Origin of the sequence: Streptantibioticus rubrisoli (genome assembly GCF_024436055.1) — a bacterium.
In the GTDB taxonomy this organism is placed as follows: domain Bacteria; phylum Actinomycetota; class Actinomycetes; order Streptomycetales; family Streptomycetaceae; genus Streptantibioticus_A; species Streptantibioticus_A rubrisoli.
Genome location: NZ_JANFNH010000050.1, coordinates 28,942 through 54,008, shown reverse-complemented (window position 1 = coordinate 54,008; position 25,067 = coordinate 28,942). Strand labels below are relative to the sequence as shown.

General features: G+C 71.6%; 22 protein-coding genes. 18 read left to right on the top strand and 4 right to left on the bottom strand.

The window, feature by feature from the left end; genetic code table 11:
- The first annotated feature begins 350 nt into the window (after positions 1-350).
- The 3 genes from NON19_RS28650 (at position 351) to NON19_RS28640 (ending at position 3,983) form a co-directional block, all read left to right on the top strand.
- A complete protein-coding gene (locus NON19_RS28650) occupies positions 351-1,469 on the top strand; it encodes a PP2C family protein-serine/threonine phosphatase (protein ID WP_255932033.1) in 1,119 nt (372 codons plus the stop codon).
- A gap of 616 nt (positions 1,470-2,085) precedes the next feature.
- Positions 2,086-2,916 carry a HEAT repeat domain-containing protein gene (locus NON19_RS28645; RefSeq protein WP_255932032.1) on the top strand — a complete coding sequence of 277 codons (831 nt, stop codon included), beginning with the start codon at positions 2,086-2,088 and terminating at the stop codon, positions 2,914-2,916.
- Complete coding sequence (locus NON19_RS28640; RefSeq protein ID WP_255932031.1) at positions 2,910-3,983, top strand: MerR family transcriptional regulator; 1,074 nt, start codon at positions 2,910-2,912, stop codon at positions 3,981-3,983. The genes NON19_RS28645 and NON19_RS28640 overlap by 7 nt, the downstream gene beginning before the upstream one ends.
- On the opposite strand, the gene NON19_RS28635 is transcribed toward NON19_RS28640, so the two are convergent.
- Together NON19_RS28635 and NON19_RS28630 are read right to left on the bottom strand one after the other, a co-directional pair.
- The gene (locus NON19_RS28635) at positions 3,975-4,598 is read right to left on the bottom strand and encodes a glycoside hydrolase family 25 protein (protein WP_255932030.1); all 624 of its coding nucleotides are present in this window, start codon (positions 4,596-4,598) and stop codon (positions 3,975-3,977) included. The genes NON19_RS28640 and NON19_RS28635 overlap by 9 nt on opposite strands.
- A 207-nt stretch (positions 4,599-4,805) precedes the next feature.
- Positions 4,806-5,369, bottom strand: coding sequence for a DUF1697 domain-containing protein (locus tag NON19_RS28630; protein ID WP_255932029.1), 564 nt, complete (start codon positions 5,367-5,369; stop codon positions 4,806-4,808).
- Positions 5,370-5,449: 80 nt separating this feature from the next.
- Between NON19_RS28630 and NON19_RS28625 the strand changes: the two genes are divergently transcribed.
- From NON19_RS28625 to NON19_RS28615, 3 genes are all read left to right on the top strand, one after another.
- A complete protein-coding gene (locus NON19_RS28625; RefSeq protein ID WP_255932028.1) occupies positions 5,450-6,679 on the top strand; it encodes an AAA family ATPase in 1,230 nt (409 codons plus the stop codon).
- A gap of 56 nt (positions 6,680-6,735) precedes the next feature.
- Positions 6,736-7,056 (top strand): nucleotide pyrophosphohydrolase, encoded by a 321-nt coding sequence (locus NON19_RS28620; protein WP_255932027.1) that lies wholly within the window; start codon positions 6,736-6,738, stop codon positions 7,054-7,056.
- A gap of 140 nt (positions 7,057-7,196) precedes the next feature.
- Positions 7,197-7,676 (top strand): DUF6099 family protein, encoded by a 480-nt coding sequence (locus NON19_RS28615; protein WP_255932026.1) that lies wholly within the window; start codon positions 7,197-7,199, stop codon positions 7,674-7,676.
- A 75-nt stretch (positions 7,677-7,751) separates the two neighbouring features.
- On the opposite strand, the gene NON19_RS28610 is transcribed toward NON19_RS28615, so the two are convergent.
- A complete protein-coding gene (locus NON19_RS28610) occupies positions 7,752-7,949 on the bottom strand; it encodes a hypothetical protein (RefSeq protein WP_255932025.1) in 198 nt (65 codons plus the stop codon).
- 364 nt (positions 7,950-8,313) lie between these two features.
- On the opposite strand from NON19_RS28610, the gene egtA reads away from it, so the two are divergent.
- The 12 genes from egtA (at position 8,314) to NON19_RS28550 (ending at position 24,468) form a co-directional block, all read left to right on the top strand.
- A complete protein-coding gene (gene egtA, locus NON19_RS28605) occupies positions 8,314-9,618 on the top strand; it encodes an ergothioneine biosynthesis glutamate--cysteine ligase EgtA (RefSeq protein ID WP_255932024.1) in 1,305 nt (434 codons plus the stop codon).
- Positions 9,615-10,967, top strand: coding sequence for an ergothioneine biosynthesis protein EgtB (gene egtB / locus NON19_RS28600; RefSeq protein ID WP_372514321.1), 1,353 nt, complete (start codon positions 9,615-9,617; stop codon positions 10,965-10,967). The genes egtA and egtB overlap by 4 nt, the downstream gene beginning before the upstream one ends.
- Positions 10,967-11,719 (top strand): ergothioneine biosynthesis protein EgtC, encoded by a 753-nt coding sequence (egtC, locus tag NON19_RS28595; RefSeq protein WP_255932023.1) that lies wholly within the window; start codon positions 10,967-10,969, stop codon positions 11,717-11,719. The genes egtB and egtC overlap by 1 nt, the downstream gene beginning before the upstream one ends.
- Positions 11,716-12,690: an L-histidine N(alpha)-methyltransferase gene (gene egtD / locus NON19_RS28590; RefSeq protein WP_255932022.1), complete on the top strand. Its 975-nt coding sequence runs from the start codon at positions 11,716-11,718 to the stop codon at positions 12,688-12,690. Before egtC ends, egtD begins: the two co-directional genes overlap by 4 nt.
- Positions 12,691-12,730: 40 nt before the next feature.
- Complete coding sequence (locus NON19_RS28585) at positions 12,731-13,663, top strand: LLM class F420-dependent oxidoreductase (RefSeq protein WP_255932021.1); 933 nt, start codon at positions 12,731-12,733, stop codon at positions 13,661-13,663.
- A gap of 33 nt (positions 13,664-13,696) precedes the next feature.
- The gene (mmuM, locus tag NON19_RS28580) at positions 13,697-14,599 is read left to right on the top strand and encodes a homocysteine S-methyltransferase (protein WP_255932020.1); all 903 of its coding nucleotides are present in this window, start codon (positions 13,697-13,699) and stop codon (positions 14,597-14,599) included.
- A gap of 52 nt (positions 14,600-14,651) precedes the next feature.
- Positions 14,652-16,115 (top strand): 3' terminal RNA ribose 2'-O-methyltransferase Hen1, encoded by a 1,464-nt coding sequence (locus NON19_RS28575; protein ID WP_255932019.1) that lies wholly within the window; start codon positions 14,652-14,654, stop codon positions 16,113-16,115.
- Complete coding sequence (locus NON19_RS28570) at positions 16,112-18,673, top strand: polynucleotide kinase-phosphatase (RefSeq protein WP_255932018.1); 2,562 nt, start codon at positions 16,112-16,114, stop codon at positions 18,671-18,673. Before NON19_RS28575 ends, NON19_RS28570 begins: the two co-directional genes overlap by 4 nt.
- Positions 18,674-18,745: 72 nt before the next feature.
- Positions 18,746-19,969, top strand: coding sequence for an arginine deiminase (locus tag NON19_RS28565; protein WP_255932017.1), 1,224 nt, complete (start codon positions 18,746-18,748; stop codon positions 19,967-19,969).
- A 119-nt stretch (positions 19,970-20,088) separates the two neighbouring features.
- Positions 20,089-21,087, top strand: a complete 999-nt coding sequence (argF, locus tag NON19_RS28560; protein ID WP_255932016.1) for an ornithine carbamoyltransferase — start codon at positions 20,089-20,091, stop codon at positions 21,085-21,087.
- Between the two features lie 229 nt (positions 21,088-21,316).
- Positions 21,317-22,144 carry an enoyl-CoA hydratase family protein gene (locus NON19_RS28555; RefSeq protein ID WP_255932015.1) on the top strand — a complete coding sequence of 276 codons (828 nt, stop codon included), beginning with the start codon at positions 21,317-21,319 and terminating at the stop codon, positions 22,142-22,144.
- Positions 22,129-24,468 carry a bifunctional salicylyl-CoA 5-hydroxylase/oxidoreductase gene (locus NON19_RS28550; RefSeq protein WP_372514320.1) on the top strand — a complete coding sequence of 780 codons (2,340 nt, stop codon included), beginning with the start codon at positions 22,129-22,131 and terminating at the stop codon, positions 24,466-24,468. Before NON19_RS28555 ends, NON19_RS28550 begins: the two co-directional genes overlap by 16 nt.
- On the opposite strand, the gene NON19_RS28545 is transcribed toward NON19_RS28550, so the two are convergent.
- Positions 24,461-25,042, bottom strand: coding sequence for a Uma2 family endonuclease (locus tag NON19_RS28545; RefSeq protein ID WP_255932013.1), 582 nt, complete (start codon positions 25,040-25,042; stop codon positions 24,461-24,463). The two genes, NON19_RS28550 and NON19_RS28545, sit on opposite strands and share 8 nt — an antisense overlap.
- Positions 25,043-25,067 lie beyond the last annotated feature (25 nt).

The window sequence follows — 25,067 nt, the reverse complement described above, 5'->3', positions numbered from 1 at the left end:
GCCTCGGGCGGTTCCTCCAGCACGGCTCAGTCCGCGTCCCCGGCGAGCGCCGCGTCGGCGCCGCCGGACAGCGCCTTCGCGGGCGACTCGGTGAAGGAGGGCGGCATCCCCTGCGTCAACTGACGCCCCGACCCGCGTCCCCCGGTGACGCTCTGCGTACCCACTCCATCGAATTCGTCACCAAGCGGCGTGGTGACCTGGTGGCATCTGCGCGTCACCCCTGCTCACCGGGTTGTTCGTTGGTAACAGGCGAATGGCGATAAAATTACCCAAACCGGCCGACGGCCTGGTTTCCCGGCCTGGGCCGCCGTTCGCCCTGTGCGACCTTTGCGACCTTGGGGAGCGGCACGGTGACGAGGTCTCGTGAGGAAGGCGCAGTCACGCACAGGCCCGGTGCGCGGGGCAGGTTGCTGCCCGCGCTGCCTGCTCTGCTGTTGTTCATCGGCCTGATCATCGGCCTCCTCACACCCCGCAATGTCAGGCCGGACGCCTTCCTCGCCACGGCCATGATTTCTGCGGCCGCGCTGCTGCCCCTGTGGGGGACCGCGCTCATCGGAGTGGGTGCGTGCGCCATCTATGTCGGCCTGATGGTGGACTTCGATGCGCTGGGGGATGCGACCGCCTACTCCGAGCTGGCCAGCCTCGTGGCGATCGCGGCATTCGCCGTCTTCTTCAACTGTCTGCTCGGCCGACGCGCCCGTCAGCTGGTTCAGGTCCGCTCAGTGGCCGAGACCGCCCAGCTGGCGGTGCTGCATCCGATACCGCGACACCTCGGGCACGTCACGCTCGAAAGCCTGTACCTGGCCGCCGCGGCGGAAGCCCGGATCGGCGGCGACCTGTACGAGGCGATACGCACCCCGCACGGCGTACGGCTGCTCATCGGCGACGTACGCGGCAAGGGCCTGCTCGCGATCCAGGCGGCGGCGACGCTGCTCAGCGCCTTCCGCGAGGCCGCCCACGACGCGCCCGACCTGCCCCACCTCGCGCGCCGCCTGGACACGAGCATGCGCCGCCACTCCTCCCAGTACCCGGAGGTCCCGGGCTCGGAGACCGCTGAACGATTCATCACCGCTCTCCTTGCCGAGATCCCGGACGATGAGCCGGTCGTGCGGACCGTCACCTGCGGCCACCCGCCCCCGATGCTGCTGCACCGCGGCACGGTCCGGGAGCTTCAGCCCGCCGCTCCCTCGCCGCCGCTCAACCTGGGCATGCTGGTGAGCGACGGGTACCACGTCGACCTCGCTCCCTTCCATCCCGGAGACCAGCTCCTGCTGTACACCGACGGGGTCACGGAGACCCGCGACCGCTCCGGCGCCTTCTATCCCCTCGCCGAACGCGTCCGCTCATGGAGCGGCGAGGCGCCCCACCAGCTCCTCGACCATCTCCATCGCGACCTGATCGCCTACAGCGGTGGTCAGCTCGACGACGACATCGCCGTCCTCGTCGCCCGGCGGCGCCCGAGTCTCTGAGTCTGAGACGGGCTCTGCCCCGTACCGGTTTGCCAGCGCCCCGCATCGTCGCCCACGGCAACGACCAGACACGGTCGGGGCACTCCGTACGTGCTCATGCGGCCAGCGTGCACCGCGTCAGTCGGCGCGCACCTTGTTGCGGGGCGCGGTCCATCCCCAGGCCGCCGCCGAAGTGTGCGTTCGGCACTGGGCGGGCTGCGGTCAGCCGGTTGCGGGCTGGGCGTGTTCGCTCGAACTCGTGCCGTGGTGGGGTGCGGTGAGGATGAATGGACTGGTGGGTGATCCAGCCGGGCAGCCGGGTGCGGCTGTCGCCGCAGCGGCACGGTGGCCGGGGTGTGGTCGCAGCCTCCGCCCGTAGAGTTCGGCCTGACGTGGCGTCAGCCGAGCCCCATCCGGCATCCGACGACCCGCCAACCGCATGTGACGCACCGCGCCGCACCGGCCGATGTGCAGGGCGGTAGGAGCCAGGCGCCGCCGAGTTGGAAGTGCCCCGCACTTCGCCGCCGGGTGTCTCGCGGTGCCAGGTCGCCCGCACCGCGCCCGGAGGTCGGCGTTCCCGCAGCAGTGCGACCCCGGTCGCGGGTTGACCTTGACATCGTGACAAGGTGTCCCCTGGGTGCAGGAGGTGGTTTCGATCAACCCGACAAACGGAACCCCGCAGAACGCCCGCGTAGCCGACGCCCTGAGCGCCGAGGACTCGTCGGTCCGTCTCCAGGCGGCCCTGGCGGTCGGCTCGACCCCCGACCCCGGCTTCCTGGAGACGCTCGTCGAGCGGTGCGCGGTCGAGCCGGACTTCTTCGTGCGGGACATGCTGTCCTGGGCGCTGACCCGCCTCTCGCCGGAGATCACCCTGCCCCGGATTCGCCGGGAACTCGCCTCTGAGCGCACTCAGGCCCGCAGCCAGGCGTTGCACACGCTCTCCAAGATCGGCGACAGGAGCGCGTGGGCCTGGATCACCCCCTCCATGCTGCGCGACGCTGACGACGAGGTCGCGCGGGCCGCGTGGCGCGTCGCGGTCGTCCTCGTGCCCGAGGACGAGAAGGAGGACCTGGTCGACGAACTGGTCACGCAGCTTGGCCGCGGCGACCGCGATGTACAGCTGAGCCTGAGCCGGGCCCTCGTCGACCTCGGAGACGTGACCAAGCCCGTCCTGGAGAAGGCCGCGGCGCACCCCGACCCGGCGGTGGCCACGCACGCCAGTGCCACCGAACTGCTCCGGCAGAACCCGCAGACCGGCTTCGACGCGGCTGTCGAGGAGGCGAAGCGAGTCCTCGCACTTGGCCCGGAACGGGCCGCTGCCGCCGCTGCGGCTGCGCCGGGCGCCGTTGAGACCATGGAGACCGCCGACGCCATGGAGACCGCCGAGCCTGCGGAGACGCCCGGGTCGACGGAGGCTGCCAAGGCCGCGAAGGCTGTCAAGGCCGCTACGCAGAGCGCGGAATGCTGATCGGCGATGTGGCTCGCCACTCGGGGGTGAGCACCCGGATGCTCCGGCACTACGACGCCCTCGGGCTGGTGCGGCCGACGGGGCGCACCGTCGGCGGCTACCGCGAGTACTCCATCGAGGACGTCCGCAAGATCTTCCATGTGGAGAGCCTGCGGTCCCTCGGGCTCTCGCTCAAGCAGATCGGGCGCGCGCTGCAGGACCCTGCCTTCACGCCGTCCGCCCTGGTCAGCGACCTCATCCGGTGGACGGAAGACCGCTTGGAGCGGGAACAGGAGCTACTGGAGCGGCTCCGCGCGGTCGACGCGTCGGCGCCAACCGGCTGGCAGGACGTCCTGCGCATCGTCGAGCTCATGCAGGGGCTCAACTCGACCAGTGCCGCGCGCAGGCAGCAGGCCGTCCTGGCCCAGCCGAAGGGCGTGTCGGTTCCCGCCGAGTTGCTGGCCGGGGCGGTCCTGGCCGAATCCGACCCCAACGTCGCTGGTGCCCTGCGCTGGGCGCTCGCCCGATCGGGCGGCGACGGCGTGGCGGCGCTGGCTGCCGGCGCGCACTCGGAGGACGTCGGCATTCGGCGACGCGCGGTGCTGGCGATCGCCGAGATGGCCGAGGCCCCCGGTGTGTCCGCGGTGCTTGCGGACGCGCTCGGGGACTCGGACCCGACGGTGCGCAGGTACGCCGCTCTGGCGTTGGGCAGGCGTGGCGTGACCGGGACCGTTCCGACGCTCGTCGGCATGGTGGTCGAGGGTCGCAACGACGTCGAAGCGGCTGAGGTCCTGGGAACGCTGTCCCAGGACCCCGGGTGCGCGGACCGGATCATGACCGCACTGGTCGACGAACTCGCCGCGCCCACCGCGGACTCCGCGACGCGGATACGTCTGACCCAGGCGCTGATCGAGCTGCCGGGGACCTCCGTGCAGGACGTCCTGCGCCAACTGGCTCGCGACGACGACCCCGCCGTCGCCCGGGTCGCCTCGGCCTTCGTCACGCTTCTCGCCGAGCGGTCTCCCGAAGACCTGGGAGACGACCAGGGCGCCGCAGCGCCTCGGTCGCGCCGCGGGACCTCAGCCTGAAGACGCCTCGGACGCCGGGGCCTCGGTCTCGGCCTGCGTCGTCATGTGGTGAGGCGCACCCGCCCAGGAACGTAGCGCGGCGACGCTGGAGAAGTTGGCCACGTCCTTGTCCAGCGGGGTGCTGGTGTACTGGTGGAAGGTCCAGGGGTGCTTGATGCGCGGGTGCCCGGCGTTGGTGTAGTCGGCGATCCACAGGCCGTCGCCGCAGTTGGAATCGGCGTCCACGGTAAGCCAGTTGGTCCGGCTCGCGTAGACGACGACGCGGTGGCCCTTCGCCTTGGCGCGGACGTGGGCGACCCAGGCGTCCTTGTACGCGCGAGCCTGCTGGTCCGAGACGTTCTGCCCGTACCACTCCCAGTCGAGGCAGAGGATGTCGCCCGCCACCAGGTTGATCTGGGCGAGGAAGTGATCGGCTTCCGCCGTCGGGGAGTTGGCGATGTGCGGATAGTGGTAGAAGCCGGTGACCAGTCCGGCATGGCGCGCGGTGGTGCGTTGGGCCACCCACTTGGGATTCACATAGCCCAGACCTTCGGTGATCTTGATGAAGACGAAGGAAAGCCCGGTGGTGGAGTAATCGCTGGGTTGGTAGGAACTGACATCGATGCCCTGCAACATGGCGGGGCGCCTCCTCAGGAGTGGGGGGAAGAGGGCGGAAGAGGTGGGACGTTGCGCCCACAACAACGTTGTACCCGTGTGTGACACGGATGTTGCACCCGAGTGACGCGAGGATCTTGGATCCGTGTGGCGAGGGTGTGATCCATAACTGACGCGCGGCCAAGGGAAACCGGACTCGGCTTCCCGAGAGGAAAAGTGGTGCTGGAGCTAACCGCTGGTCAGCGCCGCGATTTTGGTGACCGTGTTCCAGTTTCGGGAGGTGCCGGTCACCCCGAGGCGGGCCGTTGCGAGATCGCGGACGAGACGGCTGTCACTGATGCCGTTCGGGCAATGCACATACAACTCACTCTCCCCATGCCGGAATTGGTCCGGAGCGTACCGTTCCGGGTCCAGTTCGGGGAGCTTTGACGCGTCGAGCGGGCCGGAAAGAAATGTCACCACGAGCCGGGCGGGATCGATCCGCACCCCGGCGACCTCACCCGCCAGCTCCTGTGCGAACGGATTGCGCTCGACGACCCGCTGGATATCCGCGCCGGTACGGATCACACACGGCGCTGTCAGTCCGGTCTCCGCGGCGATGCGCGATTCCAGCTCCGCGGCGAGCCGGGTGGGATCTTCCTCAACATGATCGAAAACCGCGTTGCCGCTCTGCAGCAGCGTCCTGACATTCCCCCCGCCCATGGCACCGATCATTTCGCGCAGGGTGCCCATCGCCAGCCGGTTCCGCGAACCGAGGTTGACGCCGCGCAGCAGGGCCACATATCTCGTCACGGCCTCACCGTAACCCGTTCGGAGGACCCCGCCCCGGGTGGAACGGTTCGGCGGCCGGGGGAATGTCTACGTTCCCGATCATGAACCCGAGCAGTCCTCGCCCCACCATCACCGAACTGCGGTTGGCCGCCTTCAAGTCGCATCGCGGCGCGCGCTTCGCGCTCGGCCCACTCACGTTGCTCGCGGGAGGCGGCGGCAGCGGGAAGTCCAGCGCGCTGGAGGCGCTGGCCGTGCTGGCCAGGCTGGCCGGGGGCGAGGAACTGGGCGGCGCGTTCGACGGGGTGGTACGCGGTGGCGCGCCCGCCTGCGCGCCACTGGGCACCCGGCCGGACACCCAGCGCCGCCGCGGCTTCCGCATCGGCTGCACGGTGGACGGTCCGGCGGGGGAGGTACGACTTGATGTGGCGGTGCAGACCGAGCCGGAACCCCGTGTGGTCGGTGAGCGGCTGACCGGCGCGGGGCGGACCCTGCTGGCGACGGCGCTCAGGGATCCGGCCCGGCGCGCCGTCCAGGCCGCCTGGCACACCGGGGGCGCGGTCCAGGTCACCCGTGCGCCGCTGCCCGACGACCGGCTGGCCACGGCCCTGCTGCCGCTACGCGTCGCGGGTACGACGGACGGGCAGCGGCTGGTGCTGGCCGCCGCCGAGCAGGTGGTGATCGCGCTGCGCGCGGTCTTTGCGGTCGACCCGCAGCCGTGGCGGATGCGGGAGCCCGCCCGCCTCGGCGACGGGCTGTTGCGCGGCGGGTGCGACAACCTTTCCGCCGTGCTGTTCCGCACCCAGGACGAGTGCCGCACCCGGCACGCCGCCCTGGTCGGCGCCGCCCGGGTGGCCTGCGCTGGGCAGGTGGACGGCCTGGTCGCCGCCCGCCAGGACGGCCGCGACAGCGTACTGGCCGCCGTGGACCGCGGACCGCTCGGCTCCACACCGCTTGACCGGCTGGGCGACAGCGAACTGCGCTTCCTGGCACTGGGTTTGGTGCTGCTGACCGGTCCCGGCGTGCTGGAGATGGACCAAAGCGCGGAGGTGCCGCCCGCGTTGCGCGCCATGACGGTGCTGGCCGACGGTCTGGACAGCGGTCTGGACCGCCGCCAGACGGCGGAACTGCTCTCCTTGGCGGCGCGCGCCGCTCGCCGGGGGCACGTACGGCTGCTGGGGACGGTCTACGACGCGGACCCGTTCGAGGGCGCCGAGCTGGTGTCCGTGATCCGGCTGCGGCGCGCCGACGAGGGCGGGGCGCGGGTGCCGCAGCAGCGCGGCGAGACGCGGCGCGGCGCGTCCGCGGTGGCGGCCCGCCGGGACGGGGAGTAGGGCCGCGGTGCGGATGGGGTGGGGGTGCGCGGCGGACATGCGGTAGACCTGGCGGGGTGAGTGAAGAACTGCATGGACTGCGGCGCCGGTTGGTCGAGTTCGCGGCGGCGCGCCGCTGGGAGCCCTACCACACGCCCAAGAACCTGGCAGCGGCGCTCAGCGTCGAGGCGGCGGAGCTGCTGGAGATCTTCCAGTGGCTGACGCCGGAGGAGTCGGCGCGCGTGATGGCCGACGCGCAGACCGCGCACCGGGTCGAGGACGAGGTCGCCGACGTGCTGGCGTATCTGCTGCAGTTCTGCGAGTCGTTGGGGATCGATCCGCTGGCGGCGTTGTCGGCGAAGATCGACCGGAACGAGGAACGTTTCCCCAAGCCGTAACTCACTCGTTCCGGTGGGCGAGTTATCCACATCGGGTTGGTTGTCCACTGAATTCAGCGCTGCCCTTTTCGAGTTGAGCACCAGCCGTCACGCTGAGTGTCAGCCGGTCCACGAACCGGATCGAGAAGGGGAAGATGACGATGGACGCGACACGACTGATCACGGCGACGCGGCAGGCGCTCGCGCAGGCGGCGGATGTGGCGACGGCGATCGCCGAGGCCTGGCAGGCACAGGCACTGGCCCAGGCCATCGGCGGGTGCCTCGCGGCGCGCGGTGACGCCGGGTTACGGGACACGGCCCGCGCGCTGTTCCTGGCGGGCGGCCGCACCCGGGACGCGGCACAACCGCCGGGGGCCCGGTCGCCCGTGATACGCGCGGCCCGGCTGACCGGGGTACGGGATCCAACGGCCGCCCTACGGCAACTGCTGGCGCTCCTGGCGGAGACCGGCGCCGCCCTCGCCACGCTCGCCTGCACGACGGAGGACGAGCGGGAGTACTGGCAGTGCGTCGACGCGCTTGACGCGACGGATGAGACCAGGGACCGGGTGCGCGCGCTACTCCGCCAGTGTGGGGCGGCACGCCCCGAGTCCCCGGGCGAGGCGCCACCGGCACCGCCGTGAGGGGCTGCGTTGCGGAGCGCGCCGCCCGCCGCGCAGCGCCGCGCACGCGCAGCCCGACGGACCGTCAGGGGCGCCTCAGACGGAGGCGTCGTCGTTGCTCCACGGTTCCTGCGGGGCGCGCTCCGCGGCCCGCAGGTCCTCGTTGAGACCGGCGAGGTCCGCCGTGACCGCGGCGAGCAGTTCCTCCATCTGCTGCAGCAGCCCCTTGGGCGGTGCCGTGCCCGTGCTCCCCGCGGCTGAGAGGCCCTGGTCGGGAGCGGTCTCCTGGGACAACGTGGCCTCCTCGGGCCCTGGCCCTCCCGGTCGGGGCGGGCGGTGTAACCGGTCGTGGCGGACGCCGGGCCCGCGCGGGCCCGCGCGGGCCCGGCGTCCGGGTTCCGCCCGAGCCAACGACCGCGGAACGCCGGTGGTCACTGCCAACAGGCCACGCCCAGCGGCGAGTTGGAGATCTTCACCCTCCGGTGGCAGGCGGAAGGCGATGTTCGAGACAGGGGGATTGACCGGCCCCCCGGTGGGCAAACAGGCGAAAGGAGTGGTCGACGTGTGAACACATGTTCGTAAAGCACATGCGGATCACGCGTGGACGTGATGCAGTGGAGTGGTTGTCAGGCAACGACCGTCGACAAGGGGTCCGGCGATGACGAGTGACCGTCCCATCAGCGAGACCGAAGCAGCGGCCCGGGCACATGGCATCTGCTTCAAGAACGGCCCACCCCGGCGCATCGGTGTCGAACTGGAATGGCTGGTCCACGACGACCTCGACCCCTTGCGCACCGTCGGCCGGGCGCGCCTGACCGCCGCCCTGGCTGATCTGAGAAGACTCCCGCTGCGCTCCACGCTCACCCAGGAACCGGGTGGCCAACTCGAACTCAGCTCCCCGCCCGCGGACTCGCTCACCGAGTGCGTGACCTCGATGGCGGAGGATCTGGCAGCGGTACGACAAGCGCTGTGCGGCCACCGGCTGCGTCTCGCCGGATTCGGGCACGAGCCCTGGCGAAGACCCCGGCGGCTGCTGAGGCTGCCGCGCTACACCGCCATGGAGGAGTACTTCGACCGGGTCAGTCCGGTCGGCCGCGCGATGATGTGCGGTACCGCCTCGGTGCAAGTCTGTCTGGACGCCGGAACCGAGGGGCGGGGCCCGGACGGCTATGCGGCCCGCTGGCGGCTGGCGCATCTGATCGGGCCGGTGCTGGTCGCGTCGTTCGCCAACTCGCCGTTCAGCGGCGGTCGTCCGACCGGGATCCGATGTACCAGGCAGGCGGTGTGGGCGGCGCTCGACCCGCCCCGCACCATGGCCCCGCCGGAGGCCGCCGACCCCCGCGACGCCTGGGCCGGATACGCGCTGGACGCCCCCGTGCTGTGCATACGGCAGGACGGCCAAGCGTGGGCGGTGCCCGAGAAGCTGTCGTTCCGCGACTGGATCCGCGACGGCGGCCGCCACAGAACGCCGCGTCCGCCCACCGACGACGACCTCACCTACCACCTGACCACCCTCTTCCCCCCGGTGCGCCCGCACGGCCATCTGGAGCTGCGCATGATCGACGCGCAGCCCGGCGACGACGGCTGGATCGTCCCGCTCGCGGTCACCGCGGCGCTGCTGGACGACCCGCTGGCGGCGCTGGCGGCGCACCGCGCGGTGGGCGCGCTGGACCTGCGGCCGTACGACCGCGCCCCCGGCAACCCGCTGTGGCAGCGAGCCGCCCGCCACGGCCTGGCCGACCCGGCCCTACGCGGCGCCGCTGAGGCATGCTTCGCCGCGGCTCGCGAGGCGCTGCCCAGGCTGGGCGCCTCGACGGCGATCCGTACCGCGGTGGACGCCTTCACCGAACGCTATGTCGCGCGTGGCCGATGTCCCGCCGACGACCTGCTCGACCAAGTGACGCAGGGGCAGCGGCCGTCGGCCCGCACCGCCCCGCTGATCGGAAAGGACGGCCGATCGTGACGGCCCAGCAGTCCGAAACCGCCGAGGGCGCCGACCCCGGCCTCCTCAAGGAGCGGGTCGCGCGGGTGCTGGACACCGCGCGTACCCGCACCAGCACCCTCACCACCTGCGTCGACGACCACGACCTGATCACCCAGCACTCTCCCCTGATGTCGCCGCTGGTATGGGACCTGGCGCACATCGCCAACCAGGAGGAGCTGTGGTTGCTGCGGGCCGTCGGCGGGCGCGAGGCGATGCGCCCGGAGATCGACCCCATCTACGACGCCTTCGAACACCCCAGGGCCGCCCGCCCCACCCTGCCGCTGCTGCCACCCGCCGAGGCCCGCGGCTACGCCGACGAGGTGCGCGGACGCGTCCTCGACCTGCTGGAGGGCACGGCACTGCACGGCACCGAACTGCTCACCGCGGGCTTCGCGTTCGGGATGATCGCCCAGCATGAGCAGCAGCACGACGAGACGATGCTCATCACCCACCAGTTGCGCCGGGGACCCGCCGCGCTCACCGCACCACCACCCGGCCCGGCCCCCGCCGACGCACTACGGCTACCGGCCGAAGTCCTGGTCCCCGGTGGCCCGTTCACCATGGGCACCGGCACCGAACCATGGGCGCTGGACAACGAACGGCCCGCGCACCAGGTGGACCTCGCACCGTTCTACCTGGACACCACCCCCGTCACCTGCGGCGACTATCTGCGCTTCATCGAGGACGGCGGCTACCGCGAACCACGCTGGTGGGATCCGCGGGGCTGGGCCATGGTGCGCGAACTCACCCTGGCCGCACCGCTGTTCTGGACGAATGAAGGCGGCCAGTGGCTGCGCCGCTGCTTCGGCGTGGTCGAGCCCGTCCGCCCTGACGAGCCGGTGCTGCACGTGAGTTGGTACGAGGCGGACGCCTACGCCCGCTGGGCGGGCCGCCGACTGCCCACCGAGGCCGAGTGGGAGAAGGCCGCCCGGCACGACCCGGACACCGACCGCTCCCGCCGCTATCCATGGGGCGACACCGACCCCACCCCGGCGCACGCCAACCTCGGCCAGCGCCATCTGCGCCCGGCCCCCGCGGGCAGCTACCCGGAAGGCGCCTCACCGCACGGCATACGGCAGTTGATCGGCGACGTGTGGGAGTGGACGGCGAGCGACTTCCTGCCGTACCCGGGGTTCCGCGCCTTCCCGTACCGGGAGTACTCGGAAGTCTTCTTCGGGCCGGAGTACAAGGTGCTGCGCGGTGGGTCCTTCGCCGTGGACCCGGTCGCCTGCCGTGGCACCTTCCGCAACTGGGACTACCCCATCCGGCGGCAGATCTTCGCCGGGTTCCGCACCGCCCGCGACGCCGACCCCGCCGAGGTGCTGTGATGTGCCGCCACCTCGCCTACCTCGGCCCCGACGTCCCCGTGCGCCGGATCCTCATCGATCCGCCGCACTCGCTGTACCGGCAGTCCTGGGCGCCACGCCGCCAGCGCAACGGCACGGTCAACGCCGACGGCTTCGGCGTCGGCTGGTACGCCCCCGGCGACCCGGTACCGGCCCGCTACCGCAGGGCCCGGCCGATCTGGGCCGACCCGTCGTTCACCGACCTGGCCCGGGTGGTCCGCACCGGTGCGCTGCTGGCCGCCGTACGGGACACCACCGACGGCTCGACACCCGACGAGTCCGCCACCGCCCCCTACGGCGCGGGGGGTTGGCTGTTCAGCCACAACGGTGCCGTGCCCGGCTGGCCGCGCTCCGTCGCGGTGCTGGCCGAGGAACTGCCCGCCGAGGAGCTGCTCGGCGTCGAGGCGCGCTGCGACTCGGCCCTGCTGTGGGCGCTGGTGCTGCACCGGCTACGGGCGGGCGGCGCGCTCGGTGACGCCCTGGCGGAGACGGTCACCGATGTCGCGGCCCGCACCGAGGCGCGGTTGAACCTGCTGCTCACCGACGGCAGCTCCATCGCCGCCACCGCGTGGGGCGACACCCTGTGGCACCGGCTGGAACCCGGCCACGGTGTCACCGTCGCCTCCGAACCCTACGACGACGAACCCGGCTGGACCGAGGTCCCCGACCGCACGCTGCTGCTGGCCACCCGCAACGGGATCGAGACCACCCCCCTCAAGGAGCCGACCGTATGAGCGCCTTCACCCTGACCAGGCAGCTTCCGGTGGACGCCACCATCGCCGCGCTGCGCGCCGACGCCACCGTTGGGCTGACCGCCAACCCCAAGTGGCTGCCGCCCAAGTGGTTCTACGACGCCCGCGGCAGCGAACTGTTCGAGGAGATCACCCGGCTCCCCGAGTACTACCCGACCCGCGCGGAGCGGGCCATCCTCGAGCGCGTCGCCCCCGACATCGCCGCCGCCACCGGTGCCAGGACGCTGGCCGAACTTGGCTCCGGCTCCTCGGAGAAGACCCGGCTACTGATCGAGGCGCTGCGCGAGCACGGCACGCTTCAGACGTATCTGCCCATCGACGTCAGCGAGTCGGCGCTGGAGCAGGCGGGCCGGGCGCTGCTCGCCGACTACCCGGGGCTGAACGTGCACGGCCTGGTGGCCGACTTCCAGGCCGAACTCAGCCTTCCGGACAGTGCGGCCCCGCGGCTGCTGGCTTTCCTCGGCGGCACCATCGGCAATCTGCGGCCCGCCGAGCGCGCCGCGTTCCTCAAGACGGTGCGCACCGCGCTCGGCCCGCACGACGCGCTGCTGCTCGGCACCGATCTGGTCAAGGACGAACGGGTGTTGGTCGCCGCCTATGACGACGCCGCCGGAGTCACCGCCGAGTTCAACAAGAACGTGCTCAGTGTGCTCAACCGGGAACTGGGCGCCGACTTCGACCCGGATGACTTCGACCATGTGGCGTTGTGGGACCGCGATGAGGAGTGGATGGAGATGCGGCTGCGCGCCCGCCGCCCGCTCGGCGTCAAGGTCCCGGCACTCGACCTCAAGGTCGACTTCGCGCGCGGTGAGGAGATACGCACCGAGGTGTCGGCGAAGTTCCGCCAGGCCGGAGTGCGGCGCGAACTCGCCGCCGCCGGAATGGAGTTGGCCGAATGGTGGACCGATCCACAGGGCCGGTTCGCGCTCTCCCTGGCCCGCCCCGCCCGGTAGAGCACGGCGCCACGGACCTGCCCGGTGCAGGATGGAGGTCATGGATCTACGCATTTTCACCGAGCCCCAGCAGGGCGCCTCCTACGACACCCTTCTCTCGGTGGCTAAGGCCACCGAGGAGCTGGGGTACGACGCCTTCTTCCGTTCCGACCACTATCTGCGGATGGGGGCGGTCGACGGCCTTCCCGGGCCCACCGACGCCTGGATCACCCTCGCCGGACTCGCCCGGGAGACCAAGCGCATCCGGCTCGGCACGCTGATGACCGCGGGCACCTTCCGGCTGCCGGGCGTGCTGGCCATCCAGGTGGCGCAGGTCGACCAGATGTCCGGCGGCCGGGTGGAACTGGGCCTCGGCGCGGGCTGGTACGAGGAGGAGCACACCGCGTACGGGATCCCGTTCCCCAAGGAGAAGTTCTCCCGCCTTGAGGAGCAACTGGCCATCGTCACCGGCCTGTGGTCCACCCCGGTCGGCCGTACCTTCGACTTCGACGGTGTTCACTACCAGCTCAAGGACTCGCCCGCGCTGCCCAAGCCCGCGCAGCGCAGGATCCCGGTGCTCATCGGCGGCCACGGCACCCAGCGCACCCCCCGGCTGGCGGCCCGGTTCGCCGATGAGTTCAACATCCCGTTCGCCTCGGTCGACGACACCGAGCGGCAGTTCGGCCGGGTCCGCGAGGCCGCCGAGGCGCACGGCCGCAAGCCGGACGAGATCGTGTACTCCAACGCGCTGGTCGCCTGCGTCGGCAAGGACGACGCGGAGGTGGCCCGGCGCGCCGCGGTCATCGGCCGGGAGGTCGACGAGCTGAAGGCCAACGGCCTGGCGGGTTCGCCCGATGAGGTGGTCGACAAGATCGGCCGCTACCGCGAGGTGGGCTCGTCCCGCATCTACCTGCAGATCCTCGACCTGCACGACCTGCACGACCTGGACCACCTGGAGCTGATCGCCTCCCGCGTACAGTCACAACTCGGCTGACCACGAGCGCCAACACCGTTAGGAGTACCCGCGTTGCCCGCCGCGACCATCCCGCTGGCCGCCGCCCTCGCCGAGGGGCCGGTGGTGCTCGACGGCGGGCTGTCCAACCAGCTCCAGGACCAGGGCTGCGACCTGTCCGACGAGCTGTGGACCGCCCGGCTGCTCGCCGACGCCCCCGACCAGATCGAGGCGGCGCACACGGCGTATCTTCGCGCGGGCGCGCGGGTCCTCACCACCGCCAGCTACCAGGCCACCTACCAGGGCTTCGCGCACCGCGGCCGGTCCGAGCGGGAGACCACCCGGCTGCTGCGCCGCAGCGTGGAACTCGCCCGGCGGGCGGCACGCGGCGTGCCCGGCGTATGGGTGGCCGCCTCCGTCGGCCCGTACGGCGCGATGCTCGCGGACGGCAGCGAGTACCGGGGCCGATACGGCCTCACGGTGGGGGAGTTGGAGCGCTTCCACCGCCCCCGCATCGCAGCCCTCGCCGAGGCCGGTCCCGATGTGCTGGCCCTGGAGACCGTCCCGGACACCGACGAGGCTCAGGCGCTGCTGCGGGCGGTCGACGGCATCGGGCTGCCGGTCTGGCTGTCCTACACCATCAGCGGCGAGCGCACCCGCGCCGGGCAGCCGCTGGCGGAGGCGTTCGCACTGGCGGCGGACGTGCCCGAGGTGATCGCGGTCGGCGTCAACTGCTCGGCCGCCCGGGACATCGGCCCGGCGGTGGCGGTCGCGCACGCCGCCACCGGCAAGCCGGTCGTGGCCTACCCGAACGGCGGGGAGTGGGACGCCGCGACCGGCGGCTGGCGCGACACCCCCTTTGACGTGGCGGCCATGGTGCGTGACTGGCGGTCAGCCGGTGCCCGGCTGATCGGCGGCTGCTGCCGGGTGGGGCCACCGGACATCGCCCGTATCGCCGCCGCGCTCGGCCACCTGTAGCGCCCGTGAAATCCGCTGGTCGGCCAGGGCGCGGCGGGTCATACTCGGGCGGGTGTTCCTGACGATATCGACCACCGGCAGTGCCCAGTCCCCGGCCACCGATCTGGGGTTCCTGCTGCACAAGCACCCCGACAGGGCCCAGTCGTTCTCCACCGCGCAGGGCACCGCGCACGTCTTCTACCCCGAGGCGACCGAGCAGCGCTGCACGGCCGCCCTGCTGCTGGAGGTCGACCCGGTGGCCCTGGCCCGCAAAGCCAGGGGAAAGGGGCGAGGCGGCAGCCCCGACGTGGCGTTGGCCAGCTATGTCAACGACCGCCCCTACGCGGCGAGTTCGCTGCTCGCCGTCGCGCTGGGCAGCGTCTTCTCCACCGCGCTCAAGGGCGTGTGCCACACCAGGCCGCAGCGTGCGGCCGAGCCGCTGCCGCTGCGCGTCGGGATACCCGCGCTGCCCGCCAAGGGCGGAACCGCCGTGGTGCACGCGCTGTTCGAGCCGCTCGGCTGGAGCGTGACCGCCGAACCCGTCGCACTGGACGAGCGGTTCCCCGAGTGGGGCGACTCGCGGTATGTGGCGCTGACCCTCGAAGGGCGGCAGCGGCTGGCGGACGCGCTGCGCCATCTGTACGTGCTCCTGCCGGTGCTGGACGACGCCAAGCACTACTGGATCTCGTCCGACGAGGTCGACAAACTGCTGCGCGCCGGTGACGGCTGGCTGGCCGGCCACCCCGAGCACAAGCTGATCACCTCCCGCTATCTGGCCCGCCGTTGGTCGCTGACCCGGCAGGCCATGGAGCGGCTGGAACTGGCCCGGCTCGCCGCCGCGGACGACAGCGCGGCCGAGGAGATCGACAACGCGGTGGACGAGAACGCGGACACCGAGGAGCGCCCGGTACCGCTCGCGGTGCGCCGCCGCGAGGCGATCACCGCCGCACTGCGTGCCGCCGGGGCCAGCCGGGTGCTCGACCTCGGTTGCGGCCAGGGCCAGTTGGTGGGCGAACTGCTGGGGGACCCGGCGTACACCGAGATCGTCGGTGTCGATGTGTCGACACGCGCGCTCACGGTCGCCGCGCGGCGGCTGCGCCTGGACCGGCTGCCCGAGCGGCAGTCCAGCCGGGTACGGCTGCTGCAGGGCGCGCTGACGTACACCGACTCCCGGCTGAAGGGGTACGACGCGGCCGTCCTCAGCGAGGTCGTCGAGCACCTGGACCCACCACGGCTGCCCGCCCTGGAGCACGCGGTGTTCGGCGCCGCCCGCCCCGGCACCGTCATCGTCACCACACCGAACGCCGAGTACAACGTGCGGTGGCAGAGCCTGCCCGCCGGGCAGGTGCGCCACCCGGACCACCGTTTCGAGTGGACGCGCGAGGAGTTCCGCGGCTGGGCGGGGCGGACGGCCGAACGGTACGGCTACCGCGTGGAGTTCACCGCGGTGGGCGACGACGACCCCGAGGTCGGCCCGCCGACCCAACTCGCCGTCTTCCACCGGAGCGAGACCACCGCGAAGGGAGCGGCCGCATGAGCGACCGCAGGGTACTGCCCGTCACCGACCTGTCCCTGGTGGTGCTGGTCGGCGCCACCGGCTCCGGCAAGTCGACCTTCGCCCGGCGCCACTTCAAGCCCACCGAGGTGGTCTCCTCCGACTTCTGCCGCGGTCTGGTCAGCGACGACGAGAACGACCAGAGCGCCAGCGCCGACGCGTTCGACGTGCTCCACTACATCGTCGGCAAGCGGCTCGCCGCCGGACGGCTGACCGTGGTCGACGCCACCAACGTGCAGTCCGACAGCCGTGCGCGGCTCGTCCGGCTGGCCCGCGAGCACGATGTGCTGCCCATCGCGATCGTGCTCGACGTCCCCGAGCAGGTGTGCGCCGAGCGCAACGCCGCCCGCCGGGACCGCGCGGACATGCCCCGTCAGGTCATCGCCCGCCACCAGCGTGAACTGCGCCGCTCACTGCGGTCGTTGGAGCGCGAGGGCTTCCGCAAGGTGCACGTGCTGCGCGGTGTCGAGGAGGCGGACGGCGCCGAGGTCGCGCTGCAGCGGCGGTTCAACGACCTGCGGCATCTGACGGGCCCGTTCGACATCGTTGGCGATGTCCACGGCTGCCGTGCGGAGTTGACCGAGCTGCTGGGCGAACTCGGCTACGAGCTGCGGTACGACGCGGTGGGCCGCCCGGTCGGCGCGGCGCATCCGTTGGGCCGTACCGCGGTGTTCGTCGGCGACCTGGTCGACCGCGGCCCGGACAGCCCCGGGGTGCTGCGCCTGGTGATGGGCATGGTCGCCGACGGCGACGCGCTGTGCGTCAGCGGCAACCATGAGAACAAGCTCGCCCGCCACCTCAAGGGGCGCCAGGTCAGGCTCACCCACGGCCTCGCCGAGACCGTGGCGCAACTGGCCGAGGCGGAGCCCGGCTTCACCGACCGGGCAGGCGAGTTCATCGGCTCGCTGGTCAGCCACTACGTGCTGGACGGCGGCGCCCTGGTGGTCTGCCACGCGGGGCTGCCCGAGAGGTACCACGGCCGCACCTCCGGCCGGGTCCGCTCGTTCGCCATGTACGGCGACACCACCGGCGAGACCGACGAGTACGGCCTGCCGGTCCGCTACCCCTGGGCCGAGGAGTACCGGGGCCGCGCCGCGGTCGTCTACGGTCACACCCCCGTGCCGCGGGCCACCTGGCTGAACAACACCATCTGCCTGGACACCGCGTGCGTCTTCGGCGGCAAGTTGACGGCACTGCGCTGGCCGGAGCGCGAACTGGTCGAGGTGCCCGCGCAGCGGGTCTGGTACGAGCCGGTCAGGCCGCTGGCCGGCCAGGCCCCGGGCGGTCAGGACGGCCGCCCGCTGGACCTGGCGGACGTGCGGGGCCGACGGGCGATCGAGACCGCGTGGCACGGCCGGGTGGCGGTGCGCGAGGAGAACGCGGCGGCGGCGCTGGAGGTGATGAGCCGCTTCGCCGTCGACCCACGACTGCTGCCCTACCTGCCGCCGACCATGGCGCCGTGCGCGACCTCGCGGCGGGACGGCTACCTGGAGCATCCGCAGGACGCCTTCGCCGCCTACCGCGCGGACGGCGTCGGCCAGGTGGTGTGCGAGGAGAAGCACATGGGCTCGCGCGCGGTGGCCCTGGTCTGCCGGGACGCGGAGGCGGCGCGGAAGCGCTTCGGCACCGGCGGTGAGGAGACCGGTGCGCTCTACACCCGTACCGGCCGCCCGTTCTTCGCCGACCCGGCGATGACCGAACAGGTCCTGGCCCGGGTGCGCGACAGCATCGGCGGCGCGGGGCTGTGGGACGAACTGGGCACCGACTGGCTGCTGTTGGACGCCGAACTGCTGCCGTGGTCGCTGAAGGCCTCCGGGCTGCTGCGCCAGCAGTACGCTGCGGTGGGCGCCGCCTCCCGGGCGGTCTTCCCCGGCGCCCTGACCGCCCTGCGGCAGGCGGCGGAGCGCGGCTTGGACGTCGCGGACCTACTGGCCCGGCAGCGCGAGCGGGCCGCGGACGCCGCCGCGTTCACCGACGCCTACCGCCGTTACTGCGGGCCGACCGAGGGCCTGGACGGGGTGCGGCTCGCCCCCTTCCAGCTGCTGGCGGTCGAGGGCCGCAGCCTCGCCACGCTGCCGCACGACGCGCAGCTCGCCCTGATCGACCGGCTGGTCGCCCATGACCCCGGCGGGCTGCTGGCTCCCACCCGTCGACTGATCGTCGACACCGAGGACGAGGCGTCGGTCGCCGAGGGCGTCCAGTGGTGGCTGGACCTGACCGCCGAGGGCGGTGAGGGCATGGTCGTCAAGCCGCTCCAGGCGTGCGTGCGCGGCCCGCGGGGCCTGGTGCAGCCGGGCGTGAAGTGCCGTGGCCGGGAGTACCTGCGGATCATCTACGGCCCGGAGTACACCCGGCCCGACAACCTCCAACGGCTGCGCTCGCGCTCCCTGGGGCACAAGCGCTCGCTCGCGCTGCGCGAGTACGCGCTGGGCCTGGAGGCGCTGGACCGGCTGGCGGCGGGCGAACCGCTGTGGCGGGTGCACGAGGCGGTCTTCGCGGTGCTGGCGCTGGAGTCGGAACCGGTCGATCCTCGGCTGTAGCGGCTGCGCCTCACCGGTGGGCGGCGCGTGCGGGGTGGGGTGGCCGCGCCCCGCGTGGGAAGGTGTTCTGCCATGGGCTTCCATGTGGATTCCGAGGCCGGGCGGCTGCGCCGCGTCATCCTGCACCGCCCGGACCTGGAGCTGAAGCGGCTCACCCCGTCCAACAAGGACGCGCTGCTCTTCGACGACGTGCTCTGGGTGCGCAGGGCGCGCGCCGAGCACGACGGTTTCGCCGACATACTGCGCGACCGCGGCGTGGAGGTCCACTTCTTCGGCGACCTGCTGCGGGAGACGCTGCTGGAGCCGGAGGCCCGCCGACTCGTCCTCGACCGGGTCTTCGACGAGAAGGAGTTCGGACCGCTGGCCACCGAGCACCTGCGGGCGGCCTTCGCCGAACTGCCGGTGGCGGACCTGGTGGAGGCGCTGGTGGGGGGAGTGACCAAGCGCGAGTTCCTGGAGCGGCACGCCGAGCCCATCTCGGTGCGCTTCCATGTGCTGGAGCCGGACGACTTCCTGCTGGCACCGCTGCCCAACCACATCTTCACCCGGGACACCTCGGCATGGGTGTACGACGGGGTGAGCATCAACGCCATGCGCTGGCCCGCCCGTTGGCGGGAGACGGTGCACTTCGAGGCGATCTACCGGTACCACCCGATGTTCGCGGGCGGTCTGTTCCACGTCTGGTCGGCGGGGCAGTCGGCCTATCCGTCCACCATCGAGGGCGGCGACGTGCTGGTGATCGGCGGGGGCGCGGTGCTGATCGGGATGAGCGAGCGCACCACACCGCAGGCGGTGGAGATGCTGGCGCGCGGACTGTTCACGGCGGGTTCCGCCCGGACCATCGTCGCCCTGGACATGCCCAGGGGGCGGGCGTTCATGCACCTCGACACGGTGATGACGATGGTCGACGGCGACACCTTCTGCGAGTACGCCGGACTGGGGATGCTGCGTTCGTACACCATCGAGCCCGGCGCGGCCGAGGGCGAGCTGAAGGTCACCGACCATCCCCCGGAGCACATGCACCGGGCGATCGCCGCCGCGCTCGGCCTGGACGACGTGCGGGTGCTGACCCCCACCCAGGACGTGCACTCGGCGCAGCGCGAACAGTGGGACGACGGCTGCAACGTCCTGGCCATCGAACCGGGCGTGGTCATCGCCTACGAGCGCAACTCCACCACCAACACCTTCCTGCGCAAGCACGGCGTCGAGGTGATCACCATCCCGGGCAGCGAACTGGGCCGGGGCAGGGGCGGCCCGCGCTGCATGAGCTGCCCGATCGAGCGGGAGCCGGTCTAGCGTTCGCGATCGGCCCCGGGCGATGATTCCGGTAACCGACGCGAGCAGGCTCCCGCATAAGAATGCGATTCATCGTATAGACTTCCGGCGTCTTTGTCGCCCACCTAGGAGCAGCCGCCATGGCCATCGACCTCACCGGCCGCCACTTCCTGAAGGAGCTGGACTTCTCGGCCGAGGAGTTCTGTCATCTGGTGGAGCTGGCCGCCCAGCTGAAGGCCGCCAAGCGGGCAGGCACCGAGGAGCAGCGGCTGCGCGGCAAGAACATCGCGCTGATCTTCGAGAAGACCTCGACCCGCACCCGCTGCTCCTTCGAGATCGCCGCCGCCGACCAGGGCGCGCGCACCACCTATCTCGACCCGGCCAGCTCGCAGATCGGCCACAAGGAGTCGGTCAAGGACACCGCCCGGGTGCTCGGCCGGATGTTCGACGGCATCGAGTACCGCGGCCACGCCCAGGAGATCGTCGAGGAGCTCGCCGCCCACGCGGGCGTGCCGGTGTGGAACGGCCTCACCGACGAGTGGCACCCGACGCAGATGCTCGCCGATGTGCTCACCATGACCGAGCACAGCGCCAAACCGCTGAACGAGATCGCCTACGCCTACCTCGGCGACGCCCGCTACAACATGGGCAACTCGCTGCTGACCACCGGCGCGCTGCTCGGCATGGACGTGCGCATCGTCGGCCCGAGCATCCTGTGGCCCGCCGAGTCGGTGATCGCCGCGGCCCGCCGCCTGGCCGACCGCACCGGCGGCCGGGTCACCCTCACCGAGGACGTGGCGGACGGCGTGCGCGGGGTGGACTACGTGCACACCGACGTGTGGGTGTCGATGGGCGAGCCCAAGGAGATGTGGGACGAGCGGATAGCGCTGCTCGGCCGCTACGCGGTGACCATGGACGTACTGCGCGCCACCGGGAACCCGCACGTGAAGTTCATGCACTGCCTGCCCGCCTTCCATGACCTGGGCACCGCGGTCGGCCGGGAGATCCACGAGCAGTACGGTCTTGACTCGCTGGAGGTCACCGACGAGGTCTTCGAGTCGGAGCACTCGGTCGTCTTCGACCAGGCGGAGAACCGCATGCACACCATCAAGGCGGTCCTGGTGGCCACGCTCGGCTGACGCCGCGTCAATTCGCCAGAAGCCTACGGGTTCGGCGGCGCCAACTGGGCGGCCCGCCCGGGCACTTGGCCCTGCGGCGCCGCCCGTACGCGGGCATGGCCGTCGTGGCTCCCGGTTGGCCGGATAGCCGCCGACCCCCTATACCGCACTCGTGACGGTGGTCACACAACGGTGATAGCTTCGGAACACGAGCGTCCGTCCGCCCTCCCCTCGCGAAGGAGGCCGTGTGATGAGCCCGATACGAGGCTCCGCGACGATCACCGAGGAATGGCGCCACATCAGGGTGGAGCGAGCCGACGGCGTCACCACCGCCACCCTCGACCGCCCCGACCGGCTCAACGCCCTCACCTTCGGCGCCTACGCCGACCTGCGCGACCTACTCCCCGAACTCGCCCAGGACGGCCGCACCCGGGTGCTGGTGCTCGGCGGCGAGGGACGCGGGTTCTGCTCCGGCGGGGACGTGGACGAGATCATCGGCGTCACCTTGTCGATGGGCGCCGGTGAGCTGCTGGAGTTCAACCGGATGACCGGCCAGGTGGTACGGGCGCTGCGCGAGTGCCCGTTCCCGGTGATCGCGGCCGTGCACGGCGTGGCCGCGGGGGCGGGCGCGGTACTGGCCCTCGCGGCCGACTTCCGGATCGTGGAGCGCTCGGCGCGGTTCGCCTTCCTGTTCACCAGGGTCGGCCTGGCCGGGGCCGACATGGGCGCCGCCTACCTGCTGCCCCGGGTGGTCGGCCTCGGCCACGCCACCCGGCTGCTGATGCTGGGCGAGCCAGTGCACGCCGAGGAGGCCGAACGCATCGGCCTGGTCAGCGAGTTGACGCAGGACGGGCAGGCCCAGGCGGCCTCGGCGGCCCTCGCCCGTCGGCTCGCCGACGGCCCGGCGCTCGCCTACCGGCAGACCAAGGCCCTGCTCACCGCCGAACTGGACATGCCGCTGGGCGCCGCCGTCGAAATGGACGCGGCCGCACAGGCGTTGCTGATGACCAGCGCGGACTACGCCGAGTTCCACGCCGCGTTCACCGGCAAGCGCCCACCGAAGTGGGAAGGTCGGTAACCGTGGTCCGCCCGCGGCGGATCGCGGTGATCGGCGCGGGACCCGGTGGCCTGTACGCCGCCGCGCTGCTCAAACGGCTGGACCAGGCGGCGCAGATCACCGTCTGGGAACGCAACGCCCCCGACGACACCTTCGGCTTCGGCGTCGTCCTCTCCGACGAGACGCTCGGCGGTATCGAGCACGCCGACCCGGTCGTGTACCGGGCGCTGAGCGAGGAGTTCGTACGCTGGGACGCGATCGAGGTGTCCCATCGCGGTACGGTCGTCCGCTCCGGCGGCCATGGCTTCGCGGCGCTCGGCCGACGACGGCTGCTGGCCCTGCTGCACGACCGCTGCCGGGGCCTCGGCGTGCGGCTGCGGTTCACCGAACCGGCCCCGCCCGCCGCCGAGTTGGCTCGCGGGCACGACCTGGTGATCGCCGCGGACGGGCTGCACAGCGCGACCCGGGAGGCCTACCGGGACGTCTTCCGGCCGAGCCTCACCACGCACCGCTGCCGCTACGTCTGGCTGGCCACCGACCTCGTGCTGGACGCGTTCCGCTTCGAGATCGCCGAGACCCCGCACGGCTTGGTGCAGGCGCACGGCTATCCCTTCTCCCGCCCGTTCAACGCGGGCGCTTCGCGCCACTCCTCGGATTCCGGTGCGAGCACCTTCATCGTCGAGATGCGTGAGGAGGTCTGGCGGCGTGCGGGCCTCGACCGGTTGGACGAGGACGGATCGATCGCGTGGTGCGAGAAGGTCTTCGCGGACCTGCTCGGCGGCCACCGACTGCGCTCCAACCGCTCCCACTGGTCGGCGTTCACCACCGTGACCAACGGCAGTTGGCGGGCCGGTCGGGTGGTGCTGCTCGGCGACGCCGCGCACACCGCGCACTTCTCCATCGGCTCCGGCACCAAGCTCGCCATGGAGGACGCCCTCGCCCTCGCCGCCAACCTGCACGAAAGCCCCGACCTGGAAACGGCGTTGGCGGCCTACGAGACCGAGCGCCGGGCCGTGGTGGAGAGCACCCAGCGCGCCGCGCTGGCCAGCCTGGAGTGGTTCGAGGAGTTGGCCCAGTACGTCGACCAGCCCGAGCGCCAGTTCGCCTTCAACCTGCTCACCCGTAGCCGCCGGGTCACCCATGACAACCTCCGGCTGCGCGACCCGTACTTCACCGCCACCGTCGAGACCGAGTTCGGCACCGATCCGGGCACCCCGCCGATGTTCACCCCGTTCCGGCTGCGCGGACTCACCCTGCGCAACCGTGTGGTCGTCTCGCCCATGGACATGTACTCCTCGGTCGACGGCACACCGGGCGACTTCCACCTGGTCCACCTGGGCGCGCGGGCGCTGGGCGGCGCGGGACTGGTGATGACGGAGATGGTGTGCGTCAACCCGTGCGGGCGGATCACACCGGGCTGCGCGGGGCTCTACACCGACCGGCACGAGGACGCCTGGCGGCGCATCGTGGACTTCGCGCACCACCGGTCCTCGGCGGCGATCGGCCTGCAACTCGGCCACAGCGGACGCAAGGGCTCCACCCGGCTGATGTGGGAGGGCATCGACCAGCCGCTGCCGGAGGGCAACTGGCCGCTGGCCGCCGCCTCCGCACTGCCGTACCGGCCGGGGGTGAACCAGGTGCCGTACGCGCTGGATGCCGCCGGACTCGCCAAGGTCCGCGAGCAGTTCAGGTCCGCCGCCATACGCGGCGCCCGGGTGGGCTTCGACTTGCTCGAACTGCACTGCGCCCACGGTTACTTGCTCTCCGGCTTCCTCTCGCCGCTCACCAACCAGCGCACCGACCGCTACGGCGGCGACCTGGCCGGGCGGCTGCGCTATCCGCTGGAGGTCTTCGACGCGGTACGTGAGGTGTGGCCCGCGGAACGCCCCATGACGGTACGGATCTCGGCCACCGACTGGGCGGACGGCGGTACCACGGCCGACGACGCGGTCGAGATCGCCCGCGCCTTCGCGGAACACGGTGCGGACGCCATCGACGTGTCCACCGGCCAGGTCGTCCCCGACGAACGCCCGGCGTTCGGCCGCTCGTACCAGACGCCGTACGCCGACCGCATCCGCAACCGGGTGGGCGTCCCGGTCATCGCGGTGGGCGCGATCTCTTCCTGGGACGACGTCAACTCGCTGATCCTGGCCGGTCGGACGGACCTGTGCGCGTTGGCGCGACCGCATCTGTACGACCCCAACTGGACGCTGCACGCGGCGGCGGAACAGGGGTACTCAGGGCCGGGGGCGGTGTGGCCGCTGCCCTATCAGGCAGGCTCCCGGCGTCCGCCTACGGGGCGTACGGATGGGCCCAAGCCTCGGTTGACGTTGGACGTCAGGTGAACTCAGAAGTGTCAAAAGTGAAGCCGAACGGCTCCGGGAGATGGAGCTTGTTGCCGAACGGAATGTGCAGATACTGCCGGTAGTCCCCGGCACTCGGTGCGCTATAGAGAGTGGCCACGCCCTCAGCACGGTCCACCAACAAGTAGAACGGGATTTCGGCGGCGGCGTACCCGCGGCGTTTCGGACCACGATCGTTGTCAGGGCGGGTCGAGGTGACCTCGACGGTCATGATGACGCCTTTTGGATCGGCCCACGAGTCCATGCCGCGGAACAGCCCCTTGGGGCCGATCGTTGCGTCTGGAATGAATCGGCCGAGTGGCGTGATCAAGCCCTTGTGCCCGGAGACGTGCAGGTTCACTGCGGACTGCCGGTGGATCTCACCAACCAAGCGGCTCAGAACGTCTTCGTGGTCGCCGTCGGGTGGTGGACTCACGACAATTTTCCCCTCGATCAGCTCGGCGCGGTAGCCCTCGGGCAGATCAAGATCGAGGAAGACAGCCAGCAATTCTTCCTCGCTGGGGCCACGGCGCTCGATCGCAGGCATGGTCACCATCCGTACCTCTTCGATCGTCATGAAACCACTCCAATGTGGTCAGGAT